Source organism: Cereibacter ovatus, assembly GCF_900207575.1.
In the GTDB taxonomy this organism is placed as follows: Bacteria; Pseudomonadota; Alphaproteobacteria; order Rhodobacterales; family Rhodobacteraceae; genus Cereibacter_A; species Cereibacter_A ovatus.
The window spans coordinates 73,824-97,303 of record NZ_OAOQ01000009.1 but is presented as its reverse complement, the minus strand read 5'-3'; the positions used below and the strand labels follow the sequence as shown (position 1 = coordinate 97,303).

The window sequence follows — 23,480 nt, the reverse complement described above, 5'->3', positions numbered from 1 at the left end:
ATGACCGATCCCCTGATTGTCGGCTGGGCCCACAGCCGGTTCGGCAAGTCTGACGCGCCCGATACCACCAGCCTGATGGCCGAAGTCGCACGGCCCGCACTGGATCATGCAGGGGTTCCGGCCGATGCGGTCGACGGCATCTTTGTGGGCGTCTACAACAACGGCTTCTCGCGGCAGGATTTTCAGGGTGCGCTTGTCGCCATGGGCACGCCCGAACTGACGGGCATCCCCTTTCTGCGCACCGAAAACGCCTGCGCCACCGGCTCGGCCGCGCTGTATGCGGCGGCCGATTTCATCGCCTCGGGGCGGGGCCGGGTGGCACTGGTGATCGGCGCTGAAAAGATGACCGCAACCCCCATTGCCGAAACCTCGCAGATCCTGCTGTCGGCCAGCCACACCGCCGAGGAAGGCGCCATCGAGGGCGGCTTTGCCGGCGTCTTTGGCCGCATCGCGGACACCTACTTTCAACGCCACGGCGATCGATCCGCTGAACTGGCGATGATCGCTGCGAAAAACCACGCGAATGGCGCCCGCAACTCGCTGGCTCATATGCAGAAGGACGTGGGGTTCGACTTCTGCAACACGCCTTCGGACAAGAACCCGCGGGTGGCGGGGCCGCTGCGGCGCACGGACTGTTCGCTGGTGTCGGACGGGGCGGCGGCGCTGGTGCTGGCCGATGCCGATACCGCCGCCGGCCTTGCCCACGCGATCCGGTTCCGGGCGCGGGCACAGGCGGGCGACATCCTTGCGCTGTCGCGCCGCGACCCCATCGCCTTTCAGGGCGCGCATCGGGCATGGGCGGCGGCGCTGGCACAGGCCGGGCTGGGGGTGATGGATCTGGATCTGGTCGAGACCCACGACTGTTTCACCATCGCCGAGATGATCGAATACGAGGCGATGGGCCTTGCCCCGCCGGGTCAGGGCTGGAAGATCGCGCGGGACGGCATGACGCACCATGACGGCGCGCTGCCGGTGAACCCTTCGGGCGGGTTGAAGGCCCGCGGCCATCCGATCGGCGCCACCGGCGTGTCGCAGCATGTCATGGCGGCGATGCAGCTTGCCGGCTTGGCGGGCGCGATGCAGGTGCCGGGGGCAAGCCTTGCGGGCGTGTTCAACATGGGCGGCGCGGCGGTCGCCAACTACTGTTCCATCCTTGAGAGGGCGCGATGACCGATCCCGATGGCGGCACGGCGCCGGTCTCGACCCGGGTGATGAACCTTGCGACGCTGCTGACGCAATCGGCGCGGCGCGACCCGGATGGCGTGGCGCTGGTGATGGGTGAGACGCGCTGGACATGGGCCGCGTTCGAGGCCCGCACCGACGCGCTGGCCGCGGCGCTGCAACAGCGGTTCGGGCTGCAAAAGGGCGACAGGGTGATGTGCCAGTCGCAGAACTGCCTTGAGATGATGCAGGCCATGTTCGCGGTCTGGCGCGCGGGCGGGGTCTGGGTGCCCGCAAACTTCCGCCAGACCCCCGAAGAAGTGATCTATCTGACGCAATCCTCTGGCGCACGGTTCCTGCTGTGCAACGCGGCCTTCCCCGATCACGCCGCGGCCTGCGCCGCGGCCTGCCCGGATCTGGCCGTTACGCTGTCCTTTGGCGCGTCGGATTTCGCCCCGTCGGTTCAGGCGGTGACCGATCAGTTCATGGGCCGGCGCCCGCAGGTGGCGGCGGTCGATCGCGACGATCCCTGCTGGTTCTTCTTCACCTCGGGCACCACGGGCCGGCCGAAGGCCTCGGTGCTGACGCATGGACAGATGGCCTTTGTGGTGACGAACCATCTGGCCGACCTGATGCCGGGGTTGACGCCGGACGACGCCTCGTTGGTGGTGGCGCCACTGTCGCATGGCGCGGGCGTGCATCAGCTGACGCAGGTGGCGCGCGGGGTCAAGACCGTGCTGCTGCCGGGAGAGCGGTTCGACGTGGCGACGGTCTGGGCACTGGTGGCGCAATGGCGGGTCTCGACCATGTTCACCGTGCCCACGATTCTGAAACTTCTGGTCGAACACCCCTCGACCGCGGGGGCCGACCTGCGCTCGCTGCGCTATGTGATCTATGCCGGGGCGCCGATGTATCGGGTCGATCAACAGGCCGCGCTGCGGGTGCTGGGGCCGGTTCTGGTGCAGTATTTCGGCCTTGGCGAATGCACCGGCAACATCACCGTCCTGCCCGCCCGCCTGCATCAGGCCGAGGACGGGCCGCACGTCCGCATCGGCACCTGTGGCCATCCCCGGACCGGGATCGAGATCCAGATCCAGGACGATCAGGGCCGCGACCTCCCCCCCGGCCAGACCGGAGAGATCTGCGTGATCGGCCCCGCGGTCTTTGCCGGCTATTACCGGAACCCCGAGGCGAACGCGAAAGCCTTTCGCAACGGCTGGTTCCGCACCGGCGATCTGGGTCATCTGGACGAGGCGGGATTTCTTTACATCACCGGGCGGCAGTCGGACATGTATATCTCGGGCGGATCGAACGTCTATCCGCGCGAGATCGAGGAAAAGATCCTGACCCATCCCGCCATTTCCGAAGTGGCGGTGCTGGGGATGCCCGATCCGCTGTGGGGCGAGGTCGGCTGGGCGGTCTGCGTCCCCCGCGCCCCGGTGACCGAGGCCGACCTGGTCGCCCATCTTGAAGGCCGGCTGTCACGCTACAAGATGCCCCGGCGCTTCGTGCTGTGGGAGGCGCTGCCGAAATCGGCCTATGGCAAGATCACCAAGAAGATGATCCGCGAGGAACTGGAAGCCCGCGGCCTGATCGAAAGCCCGCCATGTCCGCACGCATGATCCACCCCGGCCCCCGCGCCGAGCCGCGCCAACGGGCGGTGCGCAGCATATTGCAGCCGATCCGCGGCCCGCTGTGCGCGGGGCGGACGGTTCTTCGGGCGGTGGATGAACTTTTTGCAGCAAGCCACTGCAAAGGCGGCGTTCTTTACCTGAACGACATCGCCTGCGATCCGCTGCGCTATGTGCTGCCGGCGCTGTCATCCGACGGCGTTCACGCGGCCTGGTATTCCGGCATCCATGATCTTGGCGCGGCCCGCATCCTGCGGGCGACAGCCTCGGTCGGGCAGCGCGACGGCGCGGCTTTCCTGCATTGTCACGGGATCTGGCAGGGCACGGACGGCAGCCTGCGCATGGGTCACCTGTTGCCGCAGGAAACCGTGATCGCGCTGGACGCCACGGCCCACGGCCTTGGCAGCGACAGCGCCTGGTTCGAGGGGCTGCCCTGCGCCGAGACCGCCTTTACCCTGTTCACCCCGCAGGGCGGCACGCCCGAGGGCACCGGGCTTCTGGCCCGTATCCTGCCCGGCGAGGATGTGGTGACCGCGATCGAAACCCTTTGCGCCCACCACGGCCTGCGGCAGGCGCGGCTGCACGGGCTGGGCTCGATCGACCACATCCGCTTTGCCGAGGGGCACCGCATGGATTGCCTGGCCACCGAACTGCGCCTTGCCGGCGCCCATCTGCGCGACGGCCGCGCCCATCTGCCGATCGAGGTGGTGGATATCGCCGGCCGGATCGCCCACGGCACCCTGACCCGGGGCGACAATCCGGTGGGGGTCACGCTGGAACTTGTCATCGAACCCCTGGAATGACGCGACGTCACACCAATCCCATGTCACCGAACCCAAGGAATGACCCCATGACCAAAGTCGCCCTTGTCACCGGCGGATGCCGCGGCATCGGCCTTGCCACGACCGAGCTGTTTCTGGAACACGGCTGGCGCGTGGTGATGGTGGACCGCGACGGCCCGGAACTGCGCGCAGCGGCGGGCCGGCTGTCCGGCGTGCTGCCGGTCGAGGCCGATGTCTCGATCCCCGATCAGGTGGACCGGATGATCGCCGAGGCAAAGGCCGGCTTTGGCCGCATCGACGCGCTGGTGAACAATGCGGGCGTGGCGCTGTTCTCCCGCGCAGGGCGCACCAGCTTTCAGGACTGGCGCGAGGTGATGGAGACCAACCTTGACGGCGTGTTTCTTTGCACGCAGGCCGCAACAGCGGCGCTGGCCGAGACGCGCGGCGCCATCGTCAACATCGCGTCAATCTCGGGGCTGCGGGCCTCGACGCTGCGGGTGGCCTATGGCACCTCGAAGGCGGCGGTGATCCACATGACCAAGCAATTTGCCGTGGAACTGGGAGAGCTGGGCATCCGCGTGAACTGCGTGGCCCCCGGCCCGGTGCGCACCAAGCTGGCGATGGCTGTCCATGCCCCCGAGATCATCGCCGCCTATTACGACGCGATCCCGCTGAACCGCTATGGCGAAGCCCGCGAAATCGCCGAGGCAGTGCATTTCCTGTGCTCGGACAAGGCGAGTTTCGTGACCGGCCAGACGCTTGCGGTCGACGGCGGCTTTGATGCCGCGGGCGTGGGCCTGCCTGCGCTGCGGCGCGAGGATCAGCCGGCCGAGTGACCCCCGCGGATGGGGCAGGCCGCACGGTCTGCCCAGGCCGCACCACCGCCCTTAGTTCGCGTAGCAGCGCGAGCCGCGCCCAGACCCCGCGGGCGAGCAGATCCAGGACCCCCGGCCGATCTGGCGGGGGATCGCGCGGGCGCCGGGCACATAGGACGCCCGGGTGACAGTGGCGGGGGGCAGCCAGTTGAAGGTGCCGACAGATCCGGTCGCGACAACACCGCGGCCCAGACTTTGGGTGTCGCGTGCGCTGTCTCTGGCGGCCGAAACCGGCTCGGCCCCCGCCAGAAGCAGGGCAAGCCCAAGAACGGAAGCGATAAGGCGGACGGATGCCATGGTCGGATCTCCTTCGCTGATCCACGAAAGGCGGAAAGGTCGGGCGTCGCGCGGGGCAATCACGGGACCAATGCCGGTTTCGTGCCGGTGTTCCAAAAAAACTACCGGGATATCTGCTGTGGGATCACGCCGTGAGATGGGCTGCAAAATGGCGTCAATTGGGCATGCGCCACCAAAGGATGTATACCTTTGCGCCGACCCGGATCGCCAAGGATGGGAATGACGCGGTCACCGAACCTGCGCGGGCGCCCCGTGCGTTGCAAAGACGCGGGCCTGACCTGCCGCGCAAATGCGACCAACGGCCCCGTTGCGGTGATGCCGCGGGGTCAGGGCGGGCGGAGGCAAATGGCAAAGCCGGCGCAGTCTGGCCCGCGCCCGGCTGCATGCGCCGGCGGGTGTTCGCGCCGGCGCCCGAAGGTTACTCGGCCGGGTCGATCACGCGGTGATCCAGCCGCCAGTCCGGCAGGCCGAAGTCGTTCGGCCAGGGATAGACCTCTCGCTGGTTGAAATAGACCACCCCCACCAGGTTCGGGAACTGATCGCCCACCGTCCGCACCGCGCTGTCCCAGGCGGCGACATAGGCCGCATCGCCCGAAAAGCCCAGTTCGGCCACCACCACCGGCTTGCCAAAGGCTGCCGCACGGGCATAGCGCGGCGCCAACGTCTCGGCAAAGCCACGCGCGCGGCCGACTTCCAGCAGATCGTTGGCCTGAAGGCCGAACACCGACAGCCCGACCAGATCGACATAGGCATCGCCCGGATAATAGGCCTCAAGCCCCGGATCGCCCGCGGGCGACCACATCACCCGGATATTCGACGCAAGCCCTCGACACAGCGAGGTCATGTGCCGGAACGCCGCGACGTAATCCGGCGGGTTCCAGTTCGACCAGATGAACTGGCCGTCGGAATGTTCCATCTCATGCGCCCAGCGCAACGTCACCGGGCTGTCCAGCGTCGCCAGCACGCTGCACACCGCCGACATGTATTCGTCATAGGCGCCGCTGGCGATGCCGGTGCGCAACTCCTCGGGGGTGTTGCGCTCGGACCGGGTCCAGGTCCAAGGCTCCAGCGTGACCAGAAGCGCGCGGTTGCGTTCGCGCGCATAGGCGTCGGCCTCGACCAGCGAGGGCAGATACACATCCTGCCATGGCACGAACAGATGCTCGATCACCACTTCGGGGTCGTCGGCGTAATCGCCGCCGGGATCGTAGGCGCCATAGGGCAGCGTGCCGGGCGGCGCCGCGGCGGCCACCGACGCCAGCGCCGACAGCCCAAGGGCAAGGGCTGTGCGCGTCAGAAGGGCAGCGGTCTGTGCCATGATCGGTCTCTCCATTCTCAGCCCCCGCCGGGGGAGATCGCATTCCAGGCCGGGGCGAACCGGAACCGTTTTATCGGCTCTCCGCCGCTTCCGGCGCCAGACACCGCAAATTCGACCCGCGTCAGTTCAAGCGGCTGAAGCCCGTAGGCCAGCGCATCCAGACTTTCCAAACCCCGCATCGCCCCGCCCGCCACCACAAGCGCCCCGATCGCCGCCAGCGCGCCCCCCTGCACCGCCAGATCCGCGACCTGACCGCGCCAGTCGGCAGCGGCATGGCGCAGATGTTGCCAGACCATCACCGCCACCAGCACCCCGTAAAGCGCCGCATTCACCAGCGAAAGCAGCAAGAAGCCCCGCGCCTCCTGAAGGTCGCGGGCCAGAAACACCGGCAGCACGCAACCCAACGCCAACCCGAGATAGACCAGAGTGATCTTCGGCGGGATGCGACGGCTTGCAGCCTCTCCTTTCGGGGTAATGCGGAAATCGACGAAGCGCCCGGTCAGACGGTCGCGCAGCGCGGCAAGGCACCCCCAGACCACCCAGGGCCATTGCAGTGGCAGAAACAGCGCCTTTTCCCAACTGACGACAGGCGCATCCACGGGCCGGAACAGGCCGTCGCGTTTCAGGCACAGCGCAAGCAGCGTAAGCGCCAGCGCCGCAGGCGCGGCATGGGCGACAAAGCCAGGCCAGGTAACGCCGACATAGCGGATGTCGAAAAGCAGCGCCAAGGGCGCCGCCAGATACATCATCGCGGTCGACAGCGCGAACAGCGGATACCAGAGCTGACACAGCACGAACAGGAATTTCAGCCGCGCGGGCAAAGCCCCCAGATAACGCGGCGAATGGAACAACAGCAGCGAAACAAGGCTGCGCGACCATTGAAATTCCTGCGTTGCCAGATCGGCGACATTGGCCGGACCGTCGCCCACGGCAATGGCATCGATGGCATGAACCCCGCGCCAGCCGCCGGCGTTCAACAGCATCGTGGTGGAATGATCCTCGGCCAGTTCGGGGCCAAGCCCGCCCACCGCCCGCAGCGCCCGCGTCCGCACCGCATAATGCGAGCCGATGCACATCGGCGCGAAAATCCCGGCATAGCCGGTCTGGAAGATGCCGTGAAAGGCGGCCTCGGTATGCAGCCTTGTGCGGGCGGCCCAGCTTTCGCGCGCATTGGCCGCGCAGATCGACGGGGCGCTGACATAGCCCACCGCGGGATCGGCAAAGGGGCGCAGGATCTCGTGCAGGTAGCCGGGTTCGGGCACATGATCGGCATCGAGTTGCGCGATGATATCGTAATCGCGATAGCCCCAATGGTCATAGAAAAAGGCAAGGTTGCCTTCCTTGCAGCGGGTGCGGCGCGGCCATTCGGTCCGGTGATAGTCGTCGCGCCCCTTGCGGCACGAGATCTTGACCCCACGCGCCGCACACCAGTCCAGCGTCTCGGCCGAGGGATCTTCATCCGCAAGCCAGGTGTCGTGCGGATAATCCTGCGCCAGCATCGCCATCAGCGTGCGCTGCACCACCGAAAACGGCTCGGACGGGGTCTTGGTCACGATCATCGCCACCCGCCACTGTCCGGGCCGCGGGTCGGGCGCAACCGAGCGACGGGCATGGAACAGCACAAAGACGAAGAACGCCTGAAGCGCACTCAGCCAGACCAGCGGGATCGTCACCACCAGAAAGCCGGGCCAGGCGATGAAATGCACAGGGTTCAGCCACCACAGCCAGAACCACCCCAGCGCCGCCGCCCACAGCGCCGCCAGCACGCCATAGCGCAGCCGCTGGCCCCGGTTCAGGATCGGGGCAAGAAAGCGCCCCCGCCCCCGGTCATGCCGCCGTGTCATGGCGCGGCTCCAGCCCGAACCACGGGGCCGCATGGCGCACGATGGTGGGAAGATCGGACAGTTCGGTGCGAAAACCCAGCGCCTGGACTGCCCGCGACGGATCGGCCGTCAGTTCCGGCGGATCGCCCGGCCGGCGTGGCTGTTCCCGCAGCGGCACGGTGCGGCCGGTGACGGTCTCGATCGCGGCCACCACCTCGCGCACCGAATGCCCGCGGCCGGTGCCCAGATTCAGCGCCAGACTGCCCCCGTCGCCCAGCAGCCGGGCCAGCGCCAGCACATGCGCCCGCGCCAGATCCGAGACATGGATATAGTCGCGGATACAGGTTCCGTCGGGCGTCGGATAATCGGTGCCGAAGATCGCAAGCGGACCGCCCAGCCCCGAAGCGGCGCGCATCGCCAGCGGGATCAGATGCGTCTCGGGGGTGTGACGCTCGCCCAGCTCGCCCTCGGGGTCGGCGCCGGCGGCGTTGAAATAGCGCAGGCTGACATGCGACAGCCCCTCGGCCGCGCCCAGATCGCACAGCATCTGTTCGCAGATCAGCTTGGTCCGGCCATAGGGATTGATCGGACGCTGCGGCGCGGCTTCGTCGATGGGCAGGCGGTCGGGCACGCCATAGGTTGCGCAACTGGACGACAGCACGATCCGCCCGACCCCGGCGGCACGGCACCCCTGAAGCAGGCCGATCATGCCGCCCACGTTGTTGTCATAGTATTTCGCGGGGTCCGTCACCGACTCGCCGACATAGGCCGAGGCGGCAAAATGGATCACCGCCACCGCGCCATGCGCCCGCAGCGCCGCCGCAACGGCGGTGCCATCGCGCACATCGCCCCGCACCAGCGGCCCAAAGCGCACCGCAGCGGCATGGCCGGTGGACAGGTTGTCGAAGCAGACCGGCAGATAGCCCGCACGCGCCAGCGCCTTGCAGGCATGCGAGCCGATGAAGCCCGCGCCCCCGGTGACAAGAACGGTGTCAGGCATGGGCGAAAGCCGCATGCCGCACCGGAACGCCCAGTTCAGAGGCAAAATGCCGGATCGTCCGCGCAATGCCCTGTTCCAGCGGCACTTTCGGCTCCCATCCCAGAAGCTGACGGGCACGGGTGATGTCAGGCCGGCGCTGGCGCGGATCGTCCACCGGCAGCGGGCAACACACCAGACGCGAGGCGGCGCCAGTCTGGTGCAGCACCATCGCCGCCAGTTCGCGCATGGTGAACTCGCCCGGATTGCCCAGATTGACCGGCTGGCTGTAACCCGATGCCATCAGCCGCCGAAGCCCCGCCACCAGATCATCGACATAGCAGAACGACCGCGTCTGTGTGCCCTGACCATAGATCGTCACATCCGCCCCGGTCAGCGCCTGCACGATGAAGTTCGACACCACGCGGCCGTCATCGGGGCGCATCCGCGGGCCGTAGGTGTTGAAAATGCGCGCGATCCGCACCTCGACGCCCTGATGGGCGCCGAATTCCCAGAACAGCGTCTCGGCTGCGCGCTTGCCTTCGTCATAGCAGGCGCGTGGGCCGGTGGTGTTCACAGCGCCACGATAGTCCTCGGACTGAAGCGGAATTTCGGGGTCGCCATAGACCTCGGACGTCGAGGCCATCAGGATCCGCGCCCCGGTCGCACGGGCGACCCCCAGCAGGTTCAACGCGCCATCGATACAGGTCCGGAAGGTATGGATCGGATCACGCTGATAAAGTGGGGGCGAGGCCGGGCAGGCCAGGTTGTAGATCTCGTCCAGACGCCCGCTCCAATCGAGAGGATGGATGACATCGTGGCGCAGGAAATGGAACCGGGGATTCGACAGCAGCGGCGCGACATTCTGCATCCGTCCGGTCTGAAGATTATCGAGACAAACGACAGAATGACCGTCAGAAAGCAGGCTTTCGCACAGATGAGAGCCCAAAAAACCGGCGCCACCCGCAACCAGAACTGTTTTCCTGCGCCGACTAAAACGCTGCGAGACATCACTTGCGGCCATATCGGCCACGATCCTGCTTCCGTCCACTTCGATCGCTCCGCTTGAATGCGGAAAAGATAGGCCCGCCGACCGACGAAGCATCATTTATATCATGATTTCAGAGCCTTGGCGTAAAGACTCGCAGCTTCGGGGGCGTTGCTTTACTGATCCGTTCCGGCTCCGTCCATGTCTTTCGTATTGGTCTCGTTCTAAAGAATATGTCCAACTCGTGTCAATAACCAGGCAGTCGCGCGCGCGCGCCTTGTTTTCGCCATGATCAACGGACCGCGGCGAGGTATTATCTCTCAGATTGATTTTTAATATGTTTTAATAAACCTGGGCGCGATTATTGCCCGCTCGGGTTGCAATTCCGCGCCACCTTCCCCCGGTTTTGCGGATTTGTCGGAAACCGGCTGGCCTCGAACGGGAAACGACCGGGGCCTGCCCCCGCGCCGCGGTCGAGGCGATTGACTTCGCCAAGACCTCGCCCTTAGCCTCGACGTGCCCGCCGCTCGCGGCCGGGCCATCCGCGGGCACAGCCCGCCAACATCCAACAAGGGAGTATTCGAGTGCGGCGCTTCATCCTTATGTCCACCGCTCTGGCCGGCTTTGCGCTGCCGGCCGCGGCCGACGAGATTGCGGTCCTCGGCTGGGGCGGGGCCTATACCGTCAGCCAGGTCGAGGCCTATCACAAGCCTTTCACCGCCAAGACCGGCATCAACGTCGTCTCGGTCGACACCGACAACCCCGCCACGCCGATCAAGGCACAGGTGGAATCGGGCAGTGTCACGACCGATGTCGCCTCGGTCGAATATGCTGATGCGGTGCGGCTGTGCGACGAGGGCCTTCTGGAAGAGATCGACCCGGCGATCCTGCTGCCGGCGGCCGATGGCACGCCTGCGGTGGACGATTTCCTGCCCGGCTCGGTGGCGGAATGTTTCGTGGCCACCGACGTGTTCTCGACCGTTCTGGCCTATGACGCCAGCAAGTTCGCGGACGGCGCCGCCCCCGCGAAGCTGGCCGATTTCTTCGATCTTGAGAAATTCCCCGGCAAGCGGGGCATGCGCAAGAGCGCGAAGGTCAATCTTGAAATGGCACTGATGGCCGACGGGGTTCCCGCCGCCGAAGTCTATGACCTGCTGCTGACCCCCGAAGGCGTCGACCGCGCCTTCGCCAAGCTTGATTCGATCAAGAGCCAGATCGTGTGGTGGGAAGCCGGCGCGCAGCCGCCGCAACTGCTGGCCGATGGCGAAGTGACGATGACGATCGCCTACAACGGCCGGATCTTCAACGCCGCGATTTCCGAGAACAAACCGTTCGAGATCGTCTGGGATGGTCAGGTCTATGAATTCGAAGGCTGGGTGATCCCGAAGGGGGCGCCGCATCTGGAACAGGCCAAGGACTTCGTGGCCTTCTCGACCGGGTCCGAGCCGCTGGCCCGCGCAGCGGAATGGATCAGCTATGGCCCGCCGCGCAAATCCTCGGCGCCGCTGGTGGGCAACTTCTCGGACGGCAAGACCGCGATGAGCCCGCATCTGCCGACCAGCCCCGAGAACATGACCAACGCGCTGGCGTCCGACTATGAGTTCTGGGTCGATCACGATTCGGAACTGAACGAACGCTTCAACGCCTGGCTTGCCGGCTGACCTTGCGTTTCTGCCGCCCGGACCGACCGGGCGGCAGCCCTGCCCTTGCGGCACAAAGGTCGCACCCGGCCTGCCACGACTTGACCGGGGGCCGCGCGACAGGCCGAATGCCTGCGCGGAGGATGCGACATGGACCAAGACGAAACCGAGACGAAATACGTCCTCGGCTGGGTCACCAGTCAGGACAAGCTGGAGTTCGACCGCCACTACCCCGACGGCAGCCCGCTGGAGTTTGACAGCGAAGCCGCGGCAATCAAGGCGATCGCACCCGAATCCACCCGCCTGGTATTGAAGCAGGTGACACGGCACCGCAGCCGAGGCTGAGTCCCCGACCCGTTCCTGAACGGTCCCGGCCCCGCATCAATCCCGCTCTATTCCGGTGCAACAGCCGCCGGACCCGCCCGTTTTTTCGGCCGAAAGAGACAGATCGACGCAGGGGGTCGGAAAACGCGGCCTGGCGCAATGCGCATGTAAGGATGGTGCATTATGAGAACGACTCAGGGCGCCACGGTGACGCCCTAAATCCCTTCGGAGGAAAAGATGAGCGATAATGTCGGCTCTGCGTCCGGCCGCTCACATGCCGTTCAGGAGCACCCGGCCGGGTCCGTCCTGCACGGCGCGCCTGCGCGCTGCGTCCACACGACAGATGGCGCCGCCGCGATGGCGGAATGTGGCTGCGGCCTGACATGGTGCGATACGCCTTGGTCGTCCAGCCGCGCCGGCTGTCCGTGGTATAACGTCCGCGGCGCCTGATCCGCAGTACCGGCGGCCCGATCATGGCGGGCGCTGTCGCATCCCGGTGCAAGGACGGGCCACGAAGGCCGGGTGGCGGAAGGGCTTTGCCTGCCCCTAGGATCGGGTTAAGGGTCTGGCATCCTCCACCAGGACCAGAGAGCAGACAGTGACCGACGATCCACGCGACCTTCGCTTTCCGGAACAGATTTCCGAGGACAGGCCCGATCTGGCCCCTTATCTTGCCCAGCTTCGCGGCGCGGCGGCAGATGTTCTGCCCAGCGAGACGCGCGCCCGGCAGGTGCTTGGCGTGCCGGCAGCCGATCTCGACGCGCTTGCACGCGAATGGCGCAAGGCGCTGGCCATCGGGGAACGGCTGGGGCTGGCGGATGCGCTTTGGCGGACCGACATTCACGAAGCGCGAATTGCAGCGGCGAAGCTGCTGACGCAGGCGCGGCTTCGCCCGTCCGATGCGGCGGCCTGGGCGCTGCTGCGGTCGTGGTTGGCCGATCTTGACGGCGCGGCCATCGCGGATGCGGTCGGCATCGCCGCACAAAGGCGCATCGCGGCAGAGCCGTCGCGTCTGGACGAGGTCGAAGGCTGGACGCGCAGCCCACAGGTCTGGACCCGCCGCGCAGCCTTGACCGCAACGCTGCATCTGGCGCGGCTGCCCCATCCGAAACCGGCCGAATCCGCAGCGCGCGACCGGATTCTGGGCTGGATCGAGGCGGCCCTTGCCGACCGCGATGGGGCGATGCAGACGGCGGTGGGTGGCTGGCTGCGCGATCTGTCCAAGCACGATCCCGACCGCACCCGCGCCTTTCTTGACGCGCATGGCGACCGGATGACACCGCTGGCCATGCGCGAGGCAACGCGGCATCTGGGCTGAAAAGGCGTCCCCCACCGAGGCAGCGGCCAAAGCCATCCCGCGCAAGTGACGCGCGGCGTGACCAGGACGATGGTCCCGGTCGCAAATGCGTCAACACCCACCGATCACGCTTGAGGGCAGAATGTCGCAGGGTTAAGCTGTCTTTATGACCCCGCCGCTTGTCGACCCCTTCGCCCGCGCTGTGTCCTATCTGCGCGTCTCGGTCACCGACCGATGCGATTTCCGCTGCACCTATTGCATGTCGGAACACATGACCTTCCTGCCGAAGGCCGATCTGCTGACGCTTGAGGAGCTGGACCGGCTGTGTTCCGCCTTTGTGCGGCTGGGGGTGCAGAAGTTGCGCATCACCGGGGGCGAGCCCTTGGTGCGGCGCGGCATCATGACCTTCTTCCGCGCCATGTCGCGCCATCTGGACAGCGGCGCGCTGAAGGAACTGACGCTGACCACCAACGGCTCTCAGTTGGGGAAGTTTGCGGGCGAATTGGCGGCATGTGGGGTGCGACGGGTGAATGTCTCGCTCGACACGCTTGATCCCGCGAAGTTTGCCGAAGTCACGCGCTGGGGACGGCTGCCGCAGGTGCTGGACGGCATCGCTGCGGCCCGCGCGGCGGGGTTGGCGGTCAAGATCAATGCCGTGGCGCTGAAGGGCTTCAACGAGGACGAGCTGTTCCCGCTGGTGGACTGGTGCGGCCGCGAGGGCCACGACCTGACCTTCATCGAGGTCATGCCGATGGGCGAGATGGGCAATGATTATCGGATCGACCAGTATTGGTCACTGAAGGATCTGCGCGCCCGGCTGGCCGATCGCTTTGCCCTGATCGATCTGGCCGACCGCACCGGGGGCCCGGCCCGCTATGTCCGGCTGGCCGAAACCGGGCAGCGCGTGGGCTTCATCACGCCGCTGACGCACAATTTCTGCGAAAGCTGCAACCGGGTGCGGCTGACCTGCACGGGCGAGCTGTTCATGTGTCTGGGGCAAGAGGATCGCGCCGACCTGCGCCGGCCGCTGCGGACATCCAGCGATGACACCGCACTGGAATCCGCAATCCGCGATGCGATCGCGAAAAAGCCCAAGGGGCATGACTTCGACTATTCCCGCCAGACGGTGACCGGGCAGATGTCCCGCCACATGAGCCATACCGGCGGCTGAAGCCTACAGCGACGGGCCAAGGATGATCTCGGACCCGTCGGAAAACCGCGAAAACCGGAACCGCGTCAGATCGTGGCCCACCGGGCGCCCCGTGACCAGATCGGCCACCACCCGGCCGATACCGGGGCCGATGCCGAAGCCGTGGCCGCTCATCCCCGTTGCCAGCGTAAGACCGGGCAGGCGCGGCGCGCGATCGATCACCGGCACGACATCAGGCATGGTGTCGATCATGCCGGCCCATGTCGCCACCACCTGCGGCCGCCCCAGCGCGGGAAACGCCTTGGCAAAGGCGCTCTGCGCCCGCGCGATCGAGGCGCGGTTGGGTTCCGGGTTCAGCATCCGGATCGCTTCGAACGGCGATGGCATGGCGCGGGCCCATGTCCGCGGGGTGTTCCAGGCGTCGGGATAGTCGCGCGGGGCCAGCCAGCGGTAATGGGTGTTCAGAAAATCCTTCTTCAGCGCCTTGCGATATTTCAGGGCATGGCGGAAGGCATCGGGGCCGATGAAGAAATCATGCTCGGACCCGCTGGCGATGGTATAGCCGCCATCCTCGCGCCGACGGAAGGCAAAGTCGTCGTCGGCCGCGGCACCGGGCAGGATCTCGGGCATTGGCGCGGTCTGGGCGACCGAGGACAGCACCGATAGCTGCGGGATCTCGACCCCATGGGCGCGGGCGAACAGCGAGGACCAGGCCCCCCCCGCCAGCACCACCTCGGGGCAGGCGATGCAGCCGCGCTCGGTGACCACACCCGCAACCCGCCCCGCCGCCAGATCCAGCGCCCGGACGGCGCAATCTTCGACGATAGTGACGCCCTGCCCCGCTGCGGCCAGTGCCAGCGCCGGCACCGCCGACCAAGGCTCGGCCCGCGCATCCGATGCGGTGAAAAGACCGCCCTGCCACAGATCGGCACCGCCGTTCAGCCGTTCCCCCAGTTCGCGGCGGCTGAGAAGCCGGGTGTCCACGCCATTGTCCTGCGCATGGGGCAGCCATGCCTCGTAATTGGCAAGCGAGTCTTCGCGGTTGGCCAGATAGGTCACGCCGGTCTGGCGGAAGCCGAACGGATTGCGCAGACTTTGCGCCAGCCCCTGCCACAGCCGCAGGCTTTCCACCATGATCGGAAGTTCGGCCGGATCGCGGCCCTGCTGGCGGATCCAGCCCCAGTTGCGGCTGGATTGCTCGCCCGCGACTCGACCCTTTTCGCACAGGGTGACCCGCAGGCCGCGCTCGGCCAGATACCACGCGCTCATCACCCCGATGATGCCGCCGCCGATCACCACCACATCGCATTCGGCAGGCAGCGGGCCCGGGAAACGGGCGGGCACCGCCATCGAGATCGGGAAGGGCTTCATTCCGAAAGATCCCGGACCAGCCGCTGCATGAAATCCCAGCCGGCCTGAAACTGTGCAAGGTCCAGATATTCGTCGGGCTGATGCGCCTGGGCGATATCGCCCGGCCCGCAGACCACGGCCGAAAAGCCGGCCTGCTGGAACTGGCCGGCCTCGGTGCCGTAGCTGACGACACCCTGGCCGTTGTCGCCGGTCAGGCGGCGCACCAGCGCCTCGGCCGCACCGCCGGGTTCGGGGCGCAGAGGAGGATAGTTGAAGCGGCGTTCGACAAGGATCGCTGCCTCGGGCCGGATGCGGCGCAACTGAGCCTCGAGCGCACGGGCTTCGGCTTCGAAGGCGGCGATCCAGTCATCGGCGGTTTCGCCCGGAACGGCGCGGAAGCCCAGATCGAAGCGACACTCGGCGGCGGTGATGTTGCCGGCGGTGCCGCCCGACACGGTGCCGACATGGGCCGAGGTCCAGGGCGGATCGAACAGCGCCGCGACCGGCGTGGGGGTGCCGGCGGCGCCGGCCTCGTTCTGGCGGGTGGCCCAGTCGATCAGCCGCGCCGCCGCCATCACCGCGCTGACGCCACGGTGAAGGATCGAGGAATGGACCTCGTAGCCCTTGACCTTGACGATGCAGCCACCGCCGCCCTTGTGGCCGGTGACCACGCGCATCATCGACGGTTCGCCCACCACGACCGCGGCGGCCCTGGGCAGGCGGCGGGCCATTTCGGCGATCATGGTGGGCGCACCGAGGCAGCCGATTTCCTCATCGTAAGACAGCGCGAGTTGCAGCGGTCGCGCCACGCCGCGGTTCTGCGCCAGCGCCAAGGCCGCAAGCGAGAGCGCGACGAACCCCTTCATGTCGCAGGTGCCGCGACCGTAAAGGCGGCCGTCGCGTTCCGTCACCGTCCAAGGGTCAGAGGTCCAGGCCTGCCCCTCGACCGGGACCACGTCGCTGTGACCCGACAGGATCACCCCGCCTTCGACCTCGGGGCCGACATGGGCGTAAAGTGACGCCTTGGTGCGGTCCTCGTTCCAGACCCGGTGGGCGGCGATGCCGTGGCTGTCGAGAAACTCCTCGACCCAGTCGACGAGGGGCAGGTTCGAGTCGCGGCTCACGGTGGGGAAGGCCACCAGACGGTCGAGGATCTGGCGGGGCGTGAGCGGGCTGGGCATCGGGATCTCCTGCGTGGGCGGGAAGCGTGGGGCGGCGGCCGGCCAAGGTCAAGCCCCCGTGGGCGCACCCCAGGGCAGGACGGAAACCTTTGCAGGGCGCCGGGGCGCTGCCCCGGACCCCGGGATATTTGGGCCAGAATGAAGGGCCGGCCGGTCAGTGCATCTTGCGCTGGATGCGGCGGAGGGCGAGCCAGACGAGAAGGACAACAAGCGGCGTCAGGATGGCGTTGGCGACGCCCTTCGAAATGCCAGCGGCATCCGTCAGCGGATAGACCGCATAGGCGAGCAGGTTGACCGCGTAATAGCTGATGGCCACGACCGAGAGGCCTTCGACCGTGCGTTGCAGGCGCAGTTGCAGGTCGGCGCGGCGGTCCATGCTTTGCAGCAGTTGCTGGTTCTGGGCCGAGCGTTCGACATCGACCCGGGTGCGCAGAAGTTCGGCGGCGCGTTGTGCGCGTTCGGCCATCGAGCGCAGGCGTTCCTCGGCCGATTTCACTGTGCGCATCGCCGGATCGTAGCGGCGGGCCATGAATTCCGCGAAGGTCTGGCGGCCGCTGATGCGGTCTTCGCGCAGGGCGTTGATCCGGTCGTGGACGATCGCCTCGTAGGCGGCAGTGGCGCCGAAGCGGAAGGTGAACTGGACCGCGAGGCTTTCCAGCTCCGCATTGATGCGAAGAAGCTGGTGGAGGGCGTCTTCGGGCGATTGTTCGATCTCGTCGAGGCCGGAGACGAGGGTCGAGAGTTTCGGATCGAGCGCGTTCAGCCGTTGTGTCAATGTGCGGGCCCGCATGAGGCCGAGCATCGACATCGCGCGGTAGGTTTCGATTTCACAGAGTCGGGTGATGATGCGGCCAAGCCGCCGCGGGCCGGCGCCGGGTTTCACGAAGACCGCAAAGCGCATGTGGCCGGCGGGATCGATGCGGAAATCGCCCGCCACGATGGCCGCGCCGTCGACGATGCGCGAACAGGCGAGGCTTTCCGGCACGAACCAGCCTTCCACGCTGTCAAGGACGCGGCTTTCGTCTTCCGGCATTTCCTCGACGCGGATCAGCAGCGAGACGAGGCGGCGCCCAGGCGCGCGGTCAAGCCAGTCTTCGGGGAAGACCTCGGCCTTGGCGGGATCGAAGGGGCGGTTGTGCAGGCCCGGAACGAAGGCGGTGTAGGTGACGAATTCGGTATGGCTTTCCCAGCGCAGGTCGGCGCGGCCGATGGGGGCCGCGAAATGGGTGGCCTCGGGGGCCGGGTGGGCGGCACCGTTGCGGTCGAGAATTTCGAGCAGATGCGCACGATCGCGGTCGCGGTCGCGGTTGGCGGCATTGAGCGGCTCTTTGAACACCATGCAGACCACATGGCTTGGGGCTTCCAGCGCCGGGAAGGGGCGGGCGTGCAACTCATTGGCGAGTGCATAGCGCATCGGGTGGTCGTCAACGGGGGACATGGCGGGCTCCGGCTGGTTGCAACGAAGGTAGGGCGCGGGCGGGCGTGGCGAAAGGGGAGCCGATGTCACGGGATCATGAATTTCATCAACCGGGGCGATGGGTTGTGCAGATATGTGCCGAGCCGGGCCGGACAAACGGAAAACGCCCCGCCGGGGGGCGGGGCGTTTCGGGATCGGTGGCGGCGGATCACTCGATCAGCGGCAGCAGCGAATCGAGGCTTTTCTTGGCGTCGCCGTAGAACATCCGGGTGTTGTCCTTGTAGAACAGCGGGTTCTCGATGCCGGAATAGCCGGTTCCCTGTCCGCGCTTGGACACGAACACCTGTTTGGCCTTCCAGACTTCCAGCACCGGCATCCCGGCGATGGGCGAGTTCGGATCTTCCTGCGCCGCCGGGTTCACGATGTCGTTCGAGCCGATGACGATGGCCACGTCGGTCGAGGGGAAGTCCTCGTTGATCTCGTCCATTTCCAGAACGATGTCGTAGGGAACCTTGGCCTCGGCCAGCAGCACGTTCATGTGGCCCGGCAGACGGCCGGCGACGGGGTGGATCGCGAAGCGGACCGACTTGCCACGGGCGCGCAGTTTGCGGGTCAGTTCCGAAACCGAGCCCTGCGCCTGTGCCACCGCCATGCCGTAGCCCGGAACGATGATCACGCTGTCGGCGTCGTTCAGCGCCGCCGCCACGCCATCGGCGTCGATGGCGATCATCTCGCCCGAGATTTCCTGCGCCGGTCCGCCCGAGCCGCCGAAGCCGCCAAGGATCACCGAGATGAACGAGCGGTTCATCGCCTTGCACATGATGTAGGACAGGATCGCACCCGACGAACCGACCAGCGCGCCGGTGACGATCAGCAGGTCGTTGCCCAGCGTGAAGCCGATGGCGGCCGCGGCCCAGCCCGAGTAGCTGTTCAGCATCGACACCACCACCGGCATGTCGGCGCCGCCGATGCCCATGATCAGGTGCCAGCCAAGGAAGCCCGCAATCAGCGTCATCAGCAGCAGCGTCCAGACGGCAGTGCCTGCGGGTGCGTTGAAATAGACCACCAGCAACGCGACGGATGCGACGATGGTCAGGGCATTGATGAAATGACCGCCCGGCAGTTTCGCCGGCTTGCCGTCGATCTTGCCCGCCAGCTTGCCGAAGGCCACGACCGAGCCGGTAAAGGTCACCGCGCCGATGAAGATGCCAAGGAAGACCTCGACCTTCAGGATCAGGATCTCGACCGGGGTCTTGTGGGCCAGCACTTCGGCAAAGCCCGCAAGCGTCGCAAGATCGCCGCCTGCATCTTTCAGCGACACGACCGAGCCCAGTTCGAACTGGGCGTTCAGGCCGATGAACACGGCGGCGAGGCCCACGAAGGAATGCAGCGCCGCCACAAGTTGCGGCATCTCGGTCATTTCGACCTTTTTCGCCACATAGGCGCCGGCGATGGCGCCCGCGATCACCATCACGCCGATCACGACATAATGGCCGACGCCGGGGCCGAAGACCGTGGCGCCCACCGCCAGCGCCATGCCGACGATGCCATACCAGACGGCGCGTTTCGCGCTTTCCTGCCCCGAAAGGCCGCCCAGCGACAGGATGAAGAGGATGGCCGCGGCGATGTAGGCGGCGGATGTCAGTCCGATGCTCATCGGGGCCTCCTTACGACTTCTGGAACATGGCAAGCATCCGGCGCGTGACCAGGAAGCCGCCGACAATGTTGATCGAGGCGATCAGGACGGAAATCGCCGCAAGGATCACCACGAGCCAGTTGCCCGAGCCGATCTGCAACAGCGCGCCCAGGATCACGATGCCGGAAATGGCGTTGGTGACGGCCATCAGCGGCGTGTGCAGGCTGTGCGAGACGTTCCAGATCACCTGGAAACCGACGAAACAGGCCAGCGCAAAGACGATGAAATGCGCCATGAACGAGGGCGGAGCATAGTTGCCCACAAACAGCAGAAGCGCCGTGCCCACCGTCAGCATGGTCACCTGGCTCAGGGTCTGCTTGCGGAACGCCTTGTGCTCGGCCGCGCGCTTTTCTTCCGGCGTCAGTTCCTTGACCTTCTCGCGCGGTTTGGCGGCCGCGATCGCCGCAACCTTCGGCGGCGGCGGCGGGAAGGTGATCGCGCCGTCATGCGTGACGGTCGCGCCGCGGATCACGTCGTCTTCCATGTTGTGAACCAGAACGCCATCCTTCTTCGGCGTCAGGTCCGTCAGCATGTGGCGGATGTTGGTGGCGTAAAGCGTCGAAGCCTGCGCCGCCATCCGGCTGGGGAAGTCGGTGTAGCCGACGATGGTCACGCCGTTGGGGCTGACCACCTTTTGATCCGGCACCGTCAGATCGCAGTTGCCGCCGCGCTCGGCCGCAAGGTCCACGATGACCGAGCCGCGCTTCATCGCCGAGACCATGTCTTCGGTCCACAGCTTCGGCGCCGGGCGGCCGGGGATCAGCGCCGTGGTGATGACGATGTCCATCTCGGGCGCAAGTTCACGGAACTTTGCCAGCTGCTTTTCGCGGAACTCGGGGGACGAGGGCGCCGCATAGCCGCCCGTCGCCGCGCCGTCCTGGGACTCTTCGAATTCCAGATAGACGAATTCAGCGCCCATGGATTCGATCTGTTCGGCCACTTCGGGGCGGACGTCGAAGGCATAGGTGATCGCGCCGAGCGAGGTCGCCGTGCCGATGGCGGCAAGGCCCGCGACGCCCGCGCCCACCACCAGAACCTTCGCCGGGGGCACCTTGCCCGCCGCCGTCACCTGGCCGGTGAAGAAGCGGCCGAAGTTGTTGCCGGCCTCGATCACCGCGCGGTAGCCCGCGATATTGGCCATCGACGACAGCGCGTCCATTTTCTGCGCGCGGCTGATCCGGGGCACCATGTCCATGGCGACGACCGTCGCGCCGCGGGCCTTGCACAGATCCAGCAGCTCGGCATTCTGCGCCGGCCAGAAGAAGGAGATCAGCGTCTGGCCAGACCGCAGCATCCCGGCTTCGGCGGTTTCGGGTCCGCGGACCTTCACAACCACATCGGCGGCATCAAAAAGCGCACGAGCCGAGGCCACGACCTCGACGCCCGCCGCCTTGTATGCCTCGTCCGAGAAGCCCGCCTTCATCCCTGCGCCACTTTCGATCACGCAGTGATGGCCCAGCTTCTGCAACTGAAGGGCCGAATCCGGCGTCATTGCGACGCGGGCTTCGCCCTCGAAAATCTCCCTGGGTGCTCCGATCTTCACCAGTCTCTCCCCCTTTCGCGGTCCCGGCGGCCTTTTGCCGGCCCGCCTGTTTACATTGCGCAAGAAAGTTGCACAAGGCGGTTGCTGCCTTGCAGCAAATTGCCCGTTTGATCCAGATGGCGCGATGCCGCGGCGTCAGATCCAGCGCCGCGTGCGGGCCGCCCAGCGGTCGAACCCCTCGCCGAACAGGCGCCGCAGCCGGGTCTCTTCGGGCTCGATGAAGCGGCGCGTCAGCACCCACATGAAGGCCGGAACCAGCGGCAGGCCCAGCGGCGCGTCGATCCACAAAAGCACCGCCAGCAGGATCAGCACATTGGCCAGATAGATCGGGTTGCGGCTGAGGCGGAAGAGGCCGTCGGTGACCAGCGCGGAAGCCTCTCGGTGCGGCATGACCGGGGTGCTCCTTGCCCGCATCCGCCGCGCGGCCAATGCCGACAGCCCCAGCCCCAGCAGGCCAAGCGCCACCCCCGCCACATCGCCCGGAACGCCGAACAGGCCGAAGGGCAACAGCCGGTCCAGTGCCAGCGCGGCGATCACAAAGAGAAACAGCCACATCGGCGGCAGGTCGAGATGTTTCATTCGGCCTCCTTCGGTTCGCCCCCTCTTGCCATGCGCCGGGCCGCGCCGAAAGCCCCCGGCGCGCTTGCAGCCCTGCGCCTTTTGCCGCTACCTGCGCAAAGGCGGACAGAGGGTGCGATGACCGATTTCGAAGCGACGCGGGCGATGTTCGATCTGCCCGAAGGCATGATCTATCTTGACGGCAATTCGCTGGGTCCACTGCCCCGGGCGGCAGCGGACCGGGTGGCCTCCTGTGTGCGCGACGAATGGGGCCGAATGCTGATCACCGGCTGGAACCGAGCCGGCTGGATGCAGATGCCGCGCCGTCTGGGCGACCGGATCGGCCGGCTGGTGGGCGCCGAACCGGGATCGGTGGTGCTGGGTGACACCTTGTCGATCAAGGTGTTTCAGGCGCTGGCCGCGGCCTGCGAAATGCGGCCCGACCGACGGGTGATCCTGTCGGACAGGGGCAATTTCCCCTCGGATCTCTATATGGCCGAAGGGCTTTGCCGGATGCTGGGCGACCACGAGTTGCGCCTTGTCGCCCCCGAAGAGGTCGAAGGCGCGATCGACGACACCGTGGCCGCGGTGATGGTGACCGAGGTCGACTATCGCACCGGGCGCCGGCATGACATGGCGGCGATCACCGCAAAAGCCCATGCGGCCGGCGCGCTGGCGATCTGGGATCTGGCCCATTCGGCAGGCGCCCTGCCCGTCGCGCTGGCCGAAGATGGCGCCGATTTCGCGGTGGGCTGCACCTATAAATACCTGAACTCGGGGCCCGGGGGGCCAGCCTTCATCTATGTGGCCCCCCGGCATGGCGAACGGGCGGTGCCGGCGCTGTCGGGATGGCTGGGCCACGAGGCGCCCTTTGCCTTCGATCTGGCCTATCGTCCCGGCCCGGGGATCGAGCGGATGCGGGTCGGCACGCCCCCGGTGATCCAGATGGCGGCGCTGGATGCGGCGCTGGATGTCTGGGACGGGATCGAAATGGCCGACCTGCGGGCGCGGTCGCTGGAACTGACCGACCTGTTCATCGCCGAGGTCGAGGCGACCTGCCCGGATCTGCGTCTTGCCACCCCGCGCGAACACGCCCGGCGCGGCTCGCAGGTCAGCTTCCGCCATGCCGAGGGCTATCCGATCATGCAGGCGCTGATCGCCCGCGGCGTGATCGGGGATTTCCGCGCCCCCGACATCCTGCGCTTCGGCTTTACCCCGCTTTATATCGGCGAGGCCGAAGTGAGGCGCGCAGCCGAGATTCTGGCCGAGGTGATGGCCGGACGGCTTTGGGACCGCGACGAATACCGCACCCGCGCGGCCGTCACCTGACAGGCCGGGGCGAAGGAGCCGCCGTCGGGGGCATCGAGCCCCCGACGGCGGCGCTGCCGCGGACAAGGGCACGGTCGCACCTGCCCCGCCCGCCAAAGCGGCATACTCTGGCCGATGTTTCACTTTTTCTGCGACTGCATGTCG

22 protein-coding genes are annotated in these 23,480 nt (G+C 66.8%); 11 read left to right on the top strand and 11 right to left on the bottom strand.

The features are described from left to right. Genes CRO07_RS11150 through CRO07_RS11135 form a run of 4 tightly spaced genes read left to right on the top strand, consistent with a single transcriptional unit; the run spans nucleotide 1 to nucleotide 4,410 of the window. Nucleotides 1-1,170: an acetyl-CoA acetyltransferase gene (locus CRO07_RS11150; protein ID WP_097030766.1), complete on the top strand. Its 1,170-nt coding sequence runs from the start codon at nucleotides 1-3 to the stop codon at nucleotides 1,168-1,170. Then, complete coding sequence (locus tag CRO07_RS11145; protein ID WP_097030765.1) at nucleotides 1,167-2,783, top strand: acyl-CoA synthetase; 1,617 nt, start codon at nucleotides 1,167-1,169, stop codon at nucleotides 2,781-2,783. The genes CRO07_RS11150 and CRO07_RS11145 overlap by 4 nt, the downstream gene beginning before the upstream one ends. Further along, complete coding sequence (locus tag CRO07_RS11140; RefSeq protein ID WP_235840979.1) at nucleotides 2,768-3,595, top strand: PCC domain-containing protein; 828 nt, start codon at nucleotides 2,768-2,770, stop codon at nucleotides 3,593-3,595. Before CRO07_RS11145 ends, CRO07_RS11140 begins: the two co-directional genes overlap by 16 nt. Nucleotides 3,596-3,642: 47 nt before the next feature. Continuing rightward, the gene (locus tag CRO07_RS11135) at nucleotides 3,643-4,410 is read left to right on the top strand and encodes an SDR family NAD(P)-dependent oxidoreductase (protein ID WP_097030764.1); all 768 of its coding nucleotides are present in this window, start codon (nucleotides 3,643-3,645) and stop codon (nucleotides 4,408-4,410) included. Between the two features lie 51 nt (nucleotides 4,411-4,461). On the opposite strand, the gene CRO07_RS11130 is transcribed toward CRO07_RS11135, so the two are convergent. The 5 genes from CRO07_RS11130 to CRO07_RS11105 all read right to left on the bottom strand — a co-directional run bounded on the left by CRO07_RS11130 (nucleotide 4,462) and on the right by CRO07_RS11105 (nucleotide 9,812). Next, nucleotides 4,462-4,746, bottom strand: a complete 285-nt coding sequence (locus CRO07_RS11130) for a hypothetical protein (protein WP_097030763.1) — start codon at nucleotides 4,744-4,746, stop codon at nucleotides 4,462-4,464. A 418-nt stretch (nucleotides 4,747-5,164) separates the two neighbouring features. Continuing rightward, a complete protein-coding gene (locus tag CRO07_RS11120) occupies nucleotides 5,165-6,064 on the bottom strand; it encodes a glycoside hydrolase family 26 protein (protein ID WP_141400057.1) in 900 nt (299 codons plus the stop codon). A gap of 17 nt (nucleotides 6,065-6,081) precedes the next feature. Next, entirely contained in the window at nucleotides 6,082-7,908 is a 1,827-nt protein-coding gene (locus CRO07_RS11115; protein ID WP_097030761.1) for a glycosyltransferase family 2 protein, read from the bottom strand. Next, nucleotides 7,892-8,887, bottom strand: a complete 996-nt coding sequence (gene galE / locus CRO07_RS11110) for a UDP-glucose 4-epimerase GalE (protein WP_097030795.1) — start codon at nucleotides 8,885-8,887, stop codon at nucleotides 7,892-7,894. Before galE ends, CRO07_RS11115 begins: the two co-directional genes overlap by 17 nt. Next, a complete protein-coding gene (locus CRO07_RS11105) occupies nucleotides 8,880-9,812 on the bottom strand; it encodes a UDP-glucuronic acid decarboxylase family protein (protein WP_235840978.1) in 933 nt (310 codons plus the stop codon). The genes galE and CRO07_RS11105 overlap by 8 nt, the downstream gene beginning before the upstream one ends. Between CRO07_RS11105 and CRO07_RS19085 the strand changes: the two genes are divergently transcribed. From CRO07_RS19085 to moaA, 6 genes are all read left to right on the top strand, one after another. Then, nucleotides 9,771-9,932, top strand: a complete 162-nt coding sequence (locus tag CRO07_RS19085) for a hypothetical protein (protein ID WP_235840982.1) — start codon at nucleotides 9,771-9,773, stop codon at nucleotides 9,930-9,932. The two genes, CRO07_RS11105 and CRO07_RS19085, sit on opposite strands and share 42 nt — an antisense overlap. A 503-nt stretch (nucleotides 9,933-10,435) precedes the next feature. Then, nucleotides 10,436-11,512: an ABC transporter substrate-binding protein gene (locus CRO07_RS11100; RefSeq protein ID WP_097030759.1), complete on the top strand. Its 1,077-nt coding sequence runs from the start codon at nucleotides 10,436-10,438 to the stop codon at nucleotides 11,510-11,512. A 129-nt stretch (nucleotides 11,513-11,641) separates the two neighbouring features. Beyond that, nucleotides 11,642-11,836, top strand: a complete 195-nt coding sequence (locus CRO07_RS11095; RefSeq protein ID WP_097030758.1) for a hypothetical protein — start codon at nucleotides 11,642-11,644, stop codon at nucleotides 11,834-11,836. Between the two features lie 216 nt (nucleotides 11,837-12,052). Then, a complete protein-coding gene (locus CRO07_RS18405) occupies nucleotides 12,053-12,265 on the top strand; it encodes a hypothetical protein (protein ID WP_141400056.1) in 213 nt (70 codons plus the stop codon). 148 nt (nucleotides 12,266-12,413) lie between these two features. Next, nucleotides 12,414-13,133, top strand: coding sequence for a DNA alkylation repair protein (locus CRO07_RS11090; RefSeq protein WP_235840977.1), 720 nt, complete (start codon nucleotides 12,414-12,416; stop codon nucleotides 13,131-13,133). Nucleotides 13,134-13,278: 145 nt separating this feature from the next. Then, on the top strand, nucleotides 13,279-14,283 hold the full coding sequence (gene moaA, locus CRO07_RS11085; RefSeq protein ID WP_097030757.1) for a GTP 3',8-cyclase MoaA: 1,005 nt from the start codon (nucleotides 13,279-13,281) through the stop codon (nucleotides 14,281-14,283). Between the two features lie 3 nt (nucleotides 14,284-14,286). Here the strand turns inward: moaA and CRO07_RS11080 are convergent, their stop codons facing one another. The 6 genes from CRO07_RS11080 to CRO07_RS11055 all read right to left on the bottom strand — a co-directional run bounded on the left by CRO07_RS11080 (nucleotide 14,287) and on the right by CRO07_RS11055 (nucleotide 22,028). Further along, nucleotides 14,287-15,633: an NAD(P)/FAD-dependent oxidoreductase gene (locus CRO07_RS11080; protein WP_097030756.1), complete on the bottom strand. Its 1,347-nt coding sequence runs from the start codon at nucleotides 15,631-15,633 to the stop codon at nucleotides 14,287-14,289. Continuing rightward, nucleotides 15,630-16,793: an acetylornithine deacetylase gene (gene argE, locus CRO07_RS11075; protein WP_097030755.1), complete on the bottom strand. Its 1,164-nt coding sequence runs from the start codon at nucleotides 16,791-16,793 to the stop codon at nucleotides 15,630-15,632. Before argE ends, CRO07_RS11080 begins: the two co-directional genes overlap by 4 nt. A 154-nt stretch (nucleotides 16,794-16,947) precedes the next feature. Next, nucleotides 16,948-18,231, bottom strand: coding sequence for a DUF3422 family protein (locus CRO07_RS11070; protein WP_097030754.1), 1,284 nt, complete (start codon nucleotides 18,229-18,231; stop codon nucleotides 16,948-16,950). A 187-nt stretch (nucleotides 18,232-18,418) separates the two neighbouring features. Beyond that, on the bottom strand, nucleotides 18,419-19,867 hold the full coding sequence (locus tag CRO07_RS11065) for an NAD(P)(+) transhydrogenase (Re/Si-specific) subunit beta (protein ID WP_097030753.1): 1,449 nt from the start codon (nucleotides 19,865-19,867) through the stop codon (nucleotides 18,419-18,421). Nucleotides 19,868-19,877: 10 nt separating this feature from the next. Continuing rightward, nucleotides 19,878-21,449 carry a Re/Si-specific NAD(P)(+) transhydrogenase subunit alpha gene (locus CRO07_RS11060; protein ID WP_097030752.1) on the bottom strand — a complete coding sequence of 524 codons (1,572 nt, stop codon included), beginning with the start codon at nucleotides 21,447-21,449 and terminating at the stop codon, nucleotides 19,878-19,880. Nucleotides 21,450-21,584: 135 nt separating this feature from the next. Further along, on the bottom strand, nucleotides 21,585-22,028 hold the full coding sequence (locus CRO07_RS11055) for a methyltransferase family protein (protein WP_097030751.1): 444 nt from the start codon (nucleotides 22,026-22,028) through the stop codon (nucleotides 21,585-21,587). A 117-nt stretch (nucleotides 22,029-22,145) separates the two neighbouring features. On the opposite strand from CRO07_RS11055, the gene kynU reads away from it, so the two are divergent. Then, nucleotides 22,146-23,336, top strand: a complete 1,191-nt coding sequence (gene kynU, locus CRO07_RS11050) for a kynureninase (protein ID WP_097030750.1) — start codon at nucleotides 22,146-22,148, stop codon at nucleotides 23,334-23,336. The last annotated feature ends 144 nt before the right edge of the window (nucleotides 23,337-23,480 follow it).